Annotated in this window: 7 protein-coding genes; all 7 read right to left on the reverse strand. The window is 48.6% G+C overall.

Annotation, left to right across the window (positions count from 1 at the left end; genetic code table 11):
* Positions 1-310: 310 nt before the first annotated feature.
* Entirely contained in the window at positions 311-2845 is a 2535-nt protein-coding gene (locus L692_RS0126560) for a glycoside hydrolase family 31 protein (RefSeq protein WP_025702922.1), read from the reverse strand.
* A gap of 5 nt (positions 2846-2850) precedes the next feature.
* On the reverse strand, positions 2851-5496 hold the full coding sequence (locus L692_RS0126565) for a glycoside hydrolase family 31 protein (RefSeq protein WP_025702923.1): 2646 nt from the start codon (positions 5494-5496) through the stop codon (positions 2851-2853).
* A 400-nt stretch (positions 5497-5896) separates the two neighbouring features.
* The gene (locus tag L692_RS0126570) at positions 5897-7153 is read right to left on the reverse strand and encodes an ABC transporter substrate-binding protein (protein WP_051503597.1); all 1257 of its coding nucleotides are present in this window, start codon (positions 7151-7153) and stop codon (positions 5897-5899) included.
* Positions 7101-8357 carry a response regulator gene (locus tag L692_RS0126575; protein ID WP_025702926.1) on the reverse strand — a complete coding sequence of 419 codons (1257 nt, stop codon included), beginning with the start codon at positions 8355-8357 and terminating at the stop codon, positions 7101-7103. The genes L692_RS0126570 and L692_RS0126575 overlap by 53 nt, the downstream gene beginning before the upstream one ends.
* Positions 8335-10125, reverse strand: a complete 1791-nt coding sequence (locus tag L692_RS0126580; RefSeq protein WP_025702928.1) for a cache domain-containing sensor histidine kinase — start codon at positions 10123-10125, stop codon at positions 8335-8337. The genes L692_RS0126575 and L692_RS0126580 overlap by 23 nt, the downstream gene beginning before the upstream one ends.
* Before the next feature lie 155 nt (positions 10126-10280).
* Positions 10281-11267: a glycosyltransferase family 2 protein gene (locus L692_RS0126585; protein ID WP_025702930.1), complete on the reverse strand. Its 987-nt coding sequence runs from the start codon at positions 11265-11267 to the stop codon at positions 10281-10283.
* 92 nt (positions 11268-11359) lie between these two features.
* A partial coding sequence (locus L692_RS33335; protein WP_025702931.1) for a mannosyltransferase YkcB-related protein occupies positions 11360-12207 on the reverse strand: 848 nt, incomplete at its 5' end.

Here is a 12207-nt window from a genome sequence, read left to right on the forward strand (position 1 = left end):
GGGGCATCCAAAAAGCTTAAGCATTAAAGTTAAATTAGCATGGATATCTCAAGTCTACCCTTCTTGAAGTCCGAAGTGCTCCGTGTTAGCACGAAGCGGACAGCATTTCTCGCTATCGCTCCCAATGTGCTCTACTTGTGATACGGTTCACCGCGCTGAATCTTAAACGCTGGTACCTACGGAGACAGCCGTTCATATACTCCTGAATGCTGCATCTAATCTTTCAGTTCGGATAGAAATGGATACGAATAACATAAAAAACGGGCGAGAGACAATGTCTCCAACCCGTTTTTCATTTGATATTATACGATTAATCGATTTTCACTTTGTGGCTTTCGTTTGCGGGAATTTTAACGTACAGGACTTTCGCTGCCGCATCGAAGTAATAGCCGCTTTCTTGCTGGTTCAGTTCGTCAAGGCTGCTTGCTTTTCCGTATTTGTTCTCAGCCGCCTGAACTTTGTTCGGCTCTTTGGCATCATGCAGCTTCAGCGTGTAGGACTGGATGTCAGAATCGTAGTTTTGCGTCTGTTTGTCCTGCTCGAATTCGATGTGGTTTCCTTTCTGCTCCACACGGAAGTCGGTAACGTTGAATTCGCCTCTCGTGTAATCCTCCGTATTTGCATCGTCTTCATAGAAGCTGTAGGAAGCTTGGCCTGCAAGGTAAGTGTCAAGAATCAGATTTGTCAGCTTTTTCTCGCCGGTGTACTGCTGAACTTCGCGGCGCGGAATGATCGAGTCCTGTTTCACATAGATCGGAAGCGTGCCGAGATCGGCTTGTTTCGTGATGGTTTGGCCGCCCTCAAACTCTTCACCTGTCCAGTAGTCGACCCATTTGGTGCCAGCGGGCAAATACACGCTGCGGGACGTTGCTCCTTGATTCACTACAGGCGCGATCATGAGTGAATCGCCAAACATGTACTGATCATCGTTGTTATAGGTATTTGGATCATGCTGAAAATGATAGACGAGCGGCTGCTGTACAGGCTGTCCGCTTTCCTGCGCACGTTTGAACTGGTTGTACAGGTAAGGCAGCAATTCGTAGCGCAAGGAAATGTATTTCCGGCTGATGTCCTCGACTTCCTTGCCGAATGCCCACGGCTCCTGCTCCTTATCCCAGCTGTAATGGTCGCGGGAGAACGGTACGAAAGCGCCGACCTCAATCCAGCGTGCAAACAGTTCCGGCGTCGGCACGTCCTGCGAAGTCGGTTTTGCAAAACCGCCGATGTCGTTGCCGACAAACGCTGCGCCGGACAATCCGAGATTCGAGTTCATCGGAATTGTCATGCGGAGATGATCCCAGTTGCTGGTATTATCCCCGGTCCAGATGGCGGCGTAACGCTGGGTTCCCGCATACGCAGACCGTGTAAGCACGAACGGGCGAACGTTCGGCTTGTTCACTTTGAATCCTTTGTACGTCGCTTCATTTTCCAGATGGCCAAAAATATTATGAATCTCTTTGTTCTGCTTCTTACTTCCGTCATCGGCCTCATAGACGGTATCCAGCGGCATGGACCATCCCGGACCGCCAAATACGGCCGGTTCGTTCATGTCATTCCAAATGCCGGATACGCCTTTGTCAAACAGCGCTTTGTGTTTTTGAGCCCACCAGTCGCGGACATCGGTTCTCAGGAAGTTCGGGAAAACAGAGTCGCCTGGCCATACATAACCGACATAGGGGCTGCCGTCGGCATGTTTAACCCAGAAGTTGTTCTTGGTTCCTTCCTGATAAGTATCGAAACTTTCGTCAACTTTGACACCCGGATCGTTGATCGTAACATATTTGAAATTCAGGTTATCCATATCTGCCTTCAGCTTGTCCGGATCGGAATACTTCGGTCCCCAGGTAAATACGCGGTAGTCATTCATATAATCGATGTCCGCGTACATCGCATCCGCGGGGATTTGCTTTTCACGGAAGGTTTTGGCCACCCTGACAATGTCATCCTGCCAATACCCCCATTTGCTTTGCTGGAAACCGAGAGACCATTCAGGCGGCAGATTGATCTTGCCGGTCAAATCGGTATACCGGTCAACAACATCTTTAATTTCCGGACCATTGATAAAATAATAGGTCAGCTTTCCGCCATCAGCGTAATAATAATAGTAATCGTCGCTTTCCTTAGCCATGTTGAAATGAGCACGGTAGGTGTTATCGAAGAAGAGACCATACGCCTTTTGGCCCTTCAAACCGATAAAAAATGGAATGGTTGCATACACATATTTCGTGTCTTTCGTATAGGAGTATGCGTCCGTATTCCACATGCCGATATCGTAGCCGCGTTTGTTCAGACCACCGGTTTGCTCGCCGAAGCCGTAAAAGTTTTCGGTCTTGTCCGTTTTTTTGAACACATATGGCTTTTCGTCTTCATAACCGGACCCTTTAATGTCGTCTTCATTAATCACGTTCCCGCTTTTATCGAGGTATTTGATTCCAAACGGGCTTTTATTAATATCTACCGTCAAGCTGTCGGTAGTGATGACGATTCTCTTGTCGTCTTCCTTCACTCTGAATTTGGGAGTTCCCCAATCCGTCTTAGCGATCCCCGGGGAGACAAACTCTTCCTCACCTTTGTTTAAGATCGACACCTTGGCCATATCGGAAGTGAGCAAACGGATATAAGCTTCCTCTGCGCCCAAATCAAGCTTTACGCCATTGTCCAGTTTCTCGACGCTTTGCACCGCCATCGGCTGCTGCAGTTTATTTTTATCGAGCGGCGTATCGGGAGCAGGCTGCTGGACCTCCGCATAGGCGGTTTGGGGAGAATAAAGCTGTGAAAGAGCATTGCCTGAGAGAAGGACTGTACCTGCTAAAATTAATGGCACCCATTTCCTTTTCGGCTTCATTAGGTTTATTCACCTCCGGCATTCGCTTGAGTGTCCGCAGTTTGAATCTTCACTTTCTGTTTCTCGCTTACCGGGATTTTGACATACAGCACATGTTCATTCGCATCGAAGTAGTATGCTCTTTCTTGCCCATTCAGTTCTTCCATACTGCCTGCTTTGGCATACTTGTTGCTCGCGGCTTGTACTTTCTTCGGCTCCCCAGCGTTATGAAGCTTCAGCGTGTACGACTGGATGTCGGATGCGTAATTCTGAACTTGTTTGTCCTGTTCGAACTCGACGTGGTTGCCTTTGTTCTCCACATGGAAGTCGGTTACGTTGAATTCGCCTCTTGTGTAATCCTCTGTAGTTGCATCGTCCTGATAGTAGCTGTAGGAAGCTTTATCATTAAGATAGGTGTCGAGAATCAGATTCGTCAGCTTTTTCTCGCCGGCATACTGCTGGACTTCGCGGCGCGGGATGATCGAGCCTTGCTTCACGTAGAGCGGAAGCGTTCCGAGATCGGCTTGTTTGGTGATCGTTTGACCGCCCTCAAATTCTTCGCCGGTCCAGTAGTCGACCCATTTTACGCCGGCAGGCAAGTACACGCTGCGGGACGTTGCGCCCTTCTCCACAACCGGCGCAATCATCAGAGAATCCCCGAACATGAATTGATCTTCATTGTTGTAGGTGTTCGGGTCATCCTGGAACTGGAACACGAGCGGCTGCTGAATCAGATTCCCGGTTTCATGCGCTTGTTTGAACGCGTTTTGCAGGTAAGGCATCAATTCGTAACGCATGGAAATATACTTACGGCTGATATCCTCAACTTCCTTGCCGAACTGCCACGGCTCCTGTCTATTAATGTTTTGCTTAACCGACGGGCTGTCGCCGTCATTATTGTAGTGGTCCCGAGAGAACGGAAGGAAAGCGCCAAGCTCAACCCAGCGTGCGAACAGTTCCGGTGTGCAGATTTCGCCCAACTGTTTATTTTTGGTGAATCCGCCGATGTCATTGCCGACGAACGGGTGACCGGCCAATCCGACATTCGCATTCATCGGAATCGACATTCTGAGATGTTCCCAAGTGCTGTGGTTATCACCAGTCCAGGTTGCGGCGTAACGCTGCGTGCCCGTATATCCGGCACGTGTCAATACAAACGGACGGACATTCGGTTTGAGGTATTTGAATGCGTTGTAAGAGGCTTCCTCCTCCATATGCGCATACGTATTGTGAATCTCTTCATGTGTATGCTGGACGCCGTTGTCATCTTCAAAGACAGCATCAAGCGGCAGCGTCCAGTGATCTTTGGCTATAAAACTGACCGGTTCGTTCACGTCGTTCCAAATACCGTCTATGCCTGTGTCAAAAAACGGCTTGTACTGCATGGACCACCAGTCGCGGGCTTCCTTCTTCAGGAAGTTCGGATACACGGAAGAAGGCGGAGCCGAAGGGTCCCAGGGCCAAAGCTTGCCAAGGAAGTTGGTGCCATCGGGGTTTTTAACCCAGAGATCCTTCGCGGTCCCTTCATCATAAACACTGTAGCCCGGCAAGGCCCTAATCGCCGGATCGAAAATATTCACTTGATGGAAACCCTGCTCTTCCATACGTTTGCCCAGCCCTGCAGGATCGGGAACTTTTTTCCCCCATGTAAAGGCTTTATAGTCGTCCATATATTCGATGTCAAAAAACAATCCATCCGCCGGAATTTTCTTTTCGCGATACCCTGCGGCTACTTCTTCCATGTCGTTTTGAGAATACGCCCAGCTGGATTGATGGAAGCCCAAAGACCATTCAGGCGGCAGCGGGATTTTGCCGGTCAAATCGGTATAGCGATCAACGACATCCTTGATCTGCGGTCCATTGAAGAAATAGTAGGTCAGTTTGCCGCCGTCGGCGTAGAAGTAATAGTAATCATCGCTTTCCTTCGCGAAGTTGTAGTAAGTGCGATACGTATTGTCGAATAAAATGCCGTACGCCTTTTTGTCCTTCAAACCGATAAAGAACGGAACCGATTGGTAAATGTATTTCGACTCATACGGGAACGGGTCCTGATGCCAAATGCCCTCTTCCTTGCCCCGTTTGTTCAAGCCGTCGGTTTTCTCGCCTAATCCGTAGAAATTCTCGTTGTTATCGGTCTTTTTGAACACGTAAGGCTTCCCGTTTTCGTAACCGATCCCTTGATCCCCGTCCTCGTTAATGACGTTGCCGTCTTTATCCATATATTTGATTCCAAACGGGCTTTTCTTGATGTCTACGGTTAAACTGTCGGTAGTAATGACGATTCTCTTGTCGTCTTCCTTTACTTTGAACTTGGGAGCGGACCAATCCGTCTTGGCGATCCCCACAGAGGTATATTCTTTGTCGCCTTTGTTCAAGAGGGACACTTTGGCCATATCGGATGTAAGCATCCGTATGTAAGCCTCTTGTGCGCCCAAATTAAGCTTTACGCCATTATCCAGTTGATCGAAGCTTTGCACTGTCATCGGTTGCTGCAGATGATTTTGGTCAAGAGGCCTGTCATCGGTCGGTCTAAATGCTTCTACCGGGAAAACCATATCGTCCGCAAATACAGGTTGAGCGAGATAGAACTGTGAAACGGCATTGCCTGAAAGTAGAACAGCAGTTGCGAGCAGCAATGGTATTGCTTTCTTCTTCGTTTTTTTTCGTTTCATTCGGTTTCTCTCTCCTTGTCGATAAATTCATCTTGCCTTGCCCTCTTCTGTACTTCCTCCTCTCCGCTAAAGGCTAATCCTCTTCCGGATTTCATTTCCATGTTAGGTTAACGAGCGGATTTCGAGCAATAGCGACAAGGACTCAAATAGTCAACGCCGGGTACAGGAGCGGCGGGACGTATCTAAATTGATATTGCCCTCTAAATGGACATCACAAATCATCCGGTAAAAGGGCCAATATGAATGCGAAATCAAGGCTTTTAACCTCTATGCGAACAAGTGAAGCTGCATCAATATAAATATAGGTCTTGGATAAGGGAATCCAACTTCATGCTTGAAATGGTGTTATTTTACAAATAAAAAAGGCTTAAGAATTTGTTGATTCTCAGCCCATTTCAACTTATTTTTCCGAATATCTGTTCCATGATTTCTGGAATTCCTGCAGAAGCTCATCCCTGTTCATTTGTTTATTGATATAAGCTTGCATGGCAGGTCCAAACTCATCGCTCACTCCGGCAGGATATTTGAACCAGTTCCATGATAATGTTTTGCCTTCCTTTACATATTGGATAATATCAGCGGCAAGCGGACCTGAATTTTTGATCTCTATATTGGAAAAGGCGGGAACAAACTTAAATTGTTCGGTCATAAATCTTTTGCCTTGTTCCGAAGAAACCATCCAGTTTAAGAACTTTTTAGCCTCCGTTTTCTTCACAGCGGTTGTTTTTTTATTTACGACCCAATTGTTGGGAACTCCGATTGCGAGTGCATCGTTTTTCGCCGCATCGTCGCTGATCGGCATTGGGAAGAATCCTATATTCATGTTCGGTGAGATTTTGTCCAACATCGGCTGTACCCAGTTTCCTTGCAGGATCATCGCTGTTTTACCCTTTGCAAATCCGGTGACTGCCGTATTGTAATCTATGGTCAGCGAATTCTTGCTGCCATATTGTACGGTTAGATCAAGCAATCGGAGCATTCCTATAAATGGTTCATTTCCTTTAAACTTTTGCGTTCCGTCTGTCAATCCCTTAATAAAAGCATCAGGGTTGTCCTGATGCGCAAATGCGATGTTTAACATGAATACGCCAAGGAGCCATTTTTCCGCATACCCGATCGAGAAAGGAGTAATATTCATGGCCTTAAGCTTTTCCGACACATCCTTTAATTCACTTAGTGTTCTCGGTGTTTCCTTGATACCCGCTTTCGCTATCAAATCTTTATTGTAAATAAAGCCGTAGCCCTCCACATTCATCGGCATGCCGTAGATCTTGCCGTCCATTTCCATCGGTTCTAATGCATGTTTATACGCATGTTGGACCCAAGGCTGATCAGACAAATCCTCCAGGTAATCTTTCCACAGTCTGGCTTCCTCATATCCGCCGTTTGTATAAATATCGGGACCTTTCCCGCCGGCAAATTGGGTCATCAGCATTGCGCGGTCATCAGCGCCCCCGCCGACCGTCCGAATGTGAATATCCACTTCAGGGTGTTCCCTCTCGTATTCTTTGACCAGCCGCTCAAACTGGGAGGCAATCTCCACCTTGGGATTTAATACGCTCAGAACGATCTTGTGAACTTGTTGTTGACCGGTTTGGCCTTCCTCATTCCTTTCCCCGCACGCCGCAAGCGATATGACCATCACCGCTGTCAACATTATTTTCGTAACGTTGTTCACCAATCTCCCCTCCCTTCTTTTTATTTTGTTTTCCGTAAAGGCTGCGGTACCTGGCCGGAGTCATGCCCACTTCTTTCTTGAATAATTTTGAAAAATACTTTTCATTCTGATACCCCAGGTTCACTGCAATCGAGTACATTCTTTCTTCCGTTTGACTAAGCCACCGTCTAGCTTGTTCAATCCTTAATTGGATTACATAATTGGACAGGTTGATCCCCTGCTCTTGTTTAAATCGGCGGCAAATATGCTCCCGGCTTAGAAAAAAACGATTGGCCAATTTATCCAAAGAAAGCTCCTCCGTGTAATGCTCCTCCAAATAGGCGACGATGTCATTCATTCGCCGCGCGTCATCCAAATCGCTTAGACGATGAATCGTCCTGAAATTCTGCAGCTCCATCGCTTTTTTGGCTGATTGGTAAGCATTCGGAAGCTCGTTTAAGGACGTTAACGGATCGCCGCCGGCTAATCGTACGGGAATATCAAACTGGTTGGAAATCCACTGCTCTACCGGGAACTTGCTGCCTCGCGGACTGATCAACAGACCGGTGCAATCGTCGTTTTGAAGGACAAACGCGTTGCCCCACTCCTGTGCCGTCATCTCCTCGGCGAGCCGATTAATGTAAGTATCGGCGCTGTGAGAATGGTAAAAATACAGCAAGGTAAGATCGTAGGCATCGGCTTTCGGAAGGTACCTCGCCAGGTCCTCCTCATTCCAAGGGCCTCCTTCACAGGCCGCCGTAATTAACCGGTTCCTGTGCAGCCTTTCGGTTTCTTGGACAACGGCAGAGTCGCTTCGCCGTTCGGCTTCCTCACTGTTCCAGGCAGAAATGGCACCCTCCAAGACCGTATTTAATACGTCTTCTTCAACCGGCTTCAGTAAATAATCATAGCTGGAGCATTGGATGGCTTTACGCATATAGGAATAGTCATCATACCCCGAAACGATAATCACTTTTCCCGGATAAGCTCGCTGGTCCAGCCACTCCAAAAGCTGGGTTCCGGTGACTTTGGGCATTTTGATATCGGCAAATATGATTTCGGGCCGCTCCCTTTCAATAATGATCTGAGCCTCTTCCCCGTTGTCGGCTTCCCATATTTCCGTCACGCCCAGTTGGTCCCATTGCCCCAAATACCGAATCACATCACGCACATTGAATTCATCATCTACAATAAGAGCTTTCATGATTATCGTCCTCCTTTGATTGGGTTGGAATCGTAATAAGGACGGTAAATCCTCCTCCGGGGTTTGAATCCACCTCCAGGCCTCCGCGGGAACCGTAGTTCAAGATTAAACGATCATGTATATTCTTCAGACCAATCCGGTTATTAGGCGATGCTGCGTCATGGCCGACTGAGTGTAATATCCTTCTCAGTTCATTCAACTCTTCGAGGGACAAGCCAGGTCCATCATTTTCAACAACCAGTTTCACATCTACGTCATCAAGCCATCCCCGAATGCTGAGATGCGAACCGTAATACCCTTCCTCAAAACAATGCTTGAAGAAGTTCTCAACGAGCGGCTGTAAGATCATGACCGGGACCGACATATCCATTATCGACTCTTCTATAGAGATGGAGTGGCGTAATTCCACCCGAAAACGTTCTTTTTGCAGATCCAAGTATGCTTTCACGTAATCCACTTCACTGCGTATCGAAGCCCAATTATCCATTCGGATCGTATACCGCATCATTTTCGACAAGGAAGTCACCAATTGATAAATTTGCGGAGTTTGAGAACGAAGGGCAACCGCACCGATGGATTGCAGAGCATTATGTAGAAAATGCGGATTGATTTGCGATTGAATCGCCCGGTATTGGTTCGTTTTGTTCTCGAGTTCGAGCCGATATTCCCTATCAATATACAAGTTGATTCGTTCCATCATTTCCTTAATATGCCTCTCCAAATGACCGATTTCATCCCGGCCGGTATCATTAAACCATATATTCGTATGCCCCCCTTCAATTTTTCGGACTTTCTTACTTAATAATTGAATAGGTCGAGTGATCTTATTTGAAATAAAATGGACCATAATAAGTCCCAAAATAACAACACCTACACCAAAAAAGGCACTGATATACGCCGTTTGCCGCACATCGCGGTATAAGTTGCCGCTCGAAGTCACCTTGATCAAATGCCAATCCCCAAATTCACCCGGAAGCGGTTTGGACATCGTAATATCGCCTGATCTTCCACTCGTGAGAGACAAGCCGGAGCCAGGCCTCCACTTGTTACCTATCAGCGTTTGATCGGTTGAATAGACGACAGCTCCATTCCCATCCGTAAGGATAACCAATTCACCTTCCTTCAAAAAACGGCTACAAATGGTGGAAAGGCGGCTTAAGTCGATATCCATAGTGACAACACCTAAAAATTCGTTGGAGAGTATATTTTTGATTTTATGATGAATCGTCATCACCAGCGTCCGATCCGACATTGGCATCACGGCAGATCCATTATAATTCCGGATCAAATGCGGCGGTTCAATCAAAAAATTGGAGCCGGATTGAATCAACTTCTGAATGGGAGGACTTTCTGATAAATCAGGCCGCTTCATACGGGCGCTCACCTTGGCATCGTAAACGGTAAAAGAATCCCCATCCTCCACCATAAAAAACCGAACTTGATGAATTTCTCTGCGCATCAGATAAAAGGCTTGAAACCATTTATCTACTTCAAGCTGATTCGAGTAAATTTCTTTATCAAAGCCACTTTCGAATATCCGGAATAACCCGGGATTAAGATATAAAATATACGGTAAATTGACCATATCCTGAAAATATTGTCCTAACTCTTCACAACCCTTTTGAAGCTGGATCTCGCTGATCCGATATTCGTGCTGCTCTACCTTTTGTTTAGTATGAAGATAGATGGCCAATACCGAAATGAAATAGGGGACGATAATAAATACGAGAAGCATGACCAATAAGCGGTTACGAATGCTGCTTTTCATGATATGGATGTTCCTTTCTGTGGTTTCCGACACGGTCTATTATAAAGCAAGAGATACAATGCAATGGGTAGATATAATTGGAAAACAAAAAAACCGCTCCCCCGAAGGAACGGTTCAAACAATATAAGCAGTATCCTCCCGAATTGGCTAAAACGTTAGTTCGACTCATACTGAGCCGTTTTTAGACCAATCGGCTGCTGCTGTTTTTTTCCCTGATATACCTCCTGCACGATATACAGCGGACGACCCTTGGACTCGTCGTAGATCCGGCCGACATATTCACCCATAATGCCAAGCATCAGCAGCACGAAGCCGTTGAAGGTCAGGGTAATCCCGATGACGGAAGCCCAGCCCTTAACCGCCGAATCTGTAAAAATCGCAAGATACAGCACGTACAGCAGATACAGAAAGCCCGACGCCGACAGCAGCGCGCCCAGGTATCCGGCCAGCTTCAACGGCTTGTATGAAAAAGAGGTGATGCCGTCCAGCGACAGCTTGACCATCCGCTTCAGCGGATATTTTGTCTCTCCCGCGAGCCGCTCGTCACGTTCGTATTCGATGGCCTTCTGGCGGAAGCCCACCCAGCTGACCAGTCCGCGAACGAACCGGTTTTTCTCCGGCAGACGCTTCAGCTCGTCGCATACCTTCCGGTCGATCAGGCGGAAATCCCCTGTATCCACCGGGATGTTGATGTCGGTCGAATACGCCAGCACCCTGTAGAACAGGCTTGCGGTCCATTTTTTGAACAGGGATTCGCCGTTTCGCTTCACGCGCTTGGCATATACGACCTCATAGCCGCTCTTCCATTCCTCGATCATCTGCAGAATCAGCTCCGGCGGGTCCTGCAAATCGGCGTCGATAATGATAACGGCATCGCCCAGCGCGTAGTCCATGCCTGCGGTAATGGCCACCTGGTGCCCGAAGTTGCGGGACAGGTCGATCAGCTTCACGCTCTCGTCCCAATAGCTGTACTCCTCGATCATCTGGGCGCAGCTGTCGACGCTGCCGTCATTGACGAAAATCAGCTCATACTTCTCCTCTGTCGTTCCCATCACTTTCTTGATCCGCCGGTAGGTCTCCTGAATGACCGCTTCCTCGTTGTACATCGGGATAATCACGGAATAGCGCACGTTGGAACTCATTAGCAGCTCCTCCTTATTAAAAATAGGATGGCGGGCGCGTCGACAATGTCCCATGCAGCGCCCCGCTTGATATAACCCAAGACCCTCGGCGGTCAGTTCAACGTGACCTCGTACAATGTCCCGCTGGTCCCGCTGCTCGCACCCTGCCATTCCGAAGACGGTATTTCCGTGCCATGCCCGGTGATCCACGCCGTTAACTCCGAGTTCCCCTCGCGTCCGCCGCCCATGCCTCCGCCGCCGGAAATGTAGAAGTATTTCACCTTGCCGCTCCCGACAAGCGCCTGAAGAGTTTCGGTCGTGTACACCACATCCGAACCGGAGAAGCCGTTAAGGATGACGACCTTGTTGCCTTCGATGATATACGGTCCGCCTGTGCTGTAATTCATGGCGGCGAACAAATATTCCTCGCCCGTATTATGCTCTTTCAGATAAGCGACCAGCGATTCGTTGACACTCTCGCTCCCATTGCCGCCGAACCCGAATTGAACTTCGCCGGAACGGCTGTCCCGTGCGCTGTCATCGCTTGGGGCGCCCGTGCCATTCTGGGCGTTTGCATCGTCCTGATTTGCACCGTCCTGAGCTGCGCCGCTCTGGACACTCGCTCCGCTCTGGGCGTCGGCTCCGCCCGGCACGCCCGTCATACCATCATCACCGGAGCCGCCGCCGATGACTCTGTTCATCCCTCCGCCCATGCCGCTCCGGCTATCGGGACCCGCAGCCGGAATCATGCTGTTCAGGCCGTAGGCAATCGGCGTCAGCGACCAGTAGAGCGGGCCGAGCAGCAGGACGAGCAGTCCGGCAATTCCCGCGATTCGGGAGAGTGGCCGGCTGCGGACTTTGAAGAGAGCCAGCAGTCCGGCGGCTGCAAGGCCGCCGACCAGAATGCCGATGGGCCAGCCGGCTCCGATGGTTTCCGCATAGGGATGCAGAATATACCACT

Source organism: Paenibacillus forsythiae T98 (assembly GCF_000520735.1).
Taxonomy (GTDB): domain Bacteria; phylum Bacillota; class Bacilli; order Paenibacillales; family Paenibacillaceae; genus Paenibacillus_AQ; species Paenibacillus_AQ forsythiae.

Coding starts and splice junctions, on each gene's coding strand:
- L692_RS0126560 (WP_025702922.1), bottom strand. CDS start 2,845: ATGAAGCCGAAAAGGAAATGGGTGCCATTAATTTTAGCAGGTACAGTC.
- L692_RS0126565 (WP_025702923.1), bottom strand. CDS start 5,496: ATGAAACGAAAAAAAACGAAGAAGAAAGCAATACCATTGCTGCTCGCA.
- L692_RS0126570 (WP_051503597.1), bottom strand. CDS start 7,153: ATGTTGACAGCGGTGATGGTCATATCGCTTGCGGCGTGCGGGGAAAGG.
- L692_RS0126575 (WP_025702926.1), bottom strand. CDS start 8,357: ATGAAAGCTCTTATTGTAGATGATGAATTCAATGTGCGTGATGTGATT.
- L692_RS0126580 (WP_025702928.1), bottom strand. CDS start 10,125: ATGAAAAGCAGCATTCGTAACCGCTTATTGGTCATGCTTCTCGTATTT.
- L692_RS0126585 (WP_025702930.1), bottom strand. CDS start 11,267: ATGAGTTCCAACGTGCGCTATTCCGTGATTATCCCGATGTACAACGAG.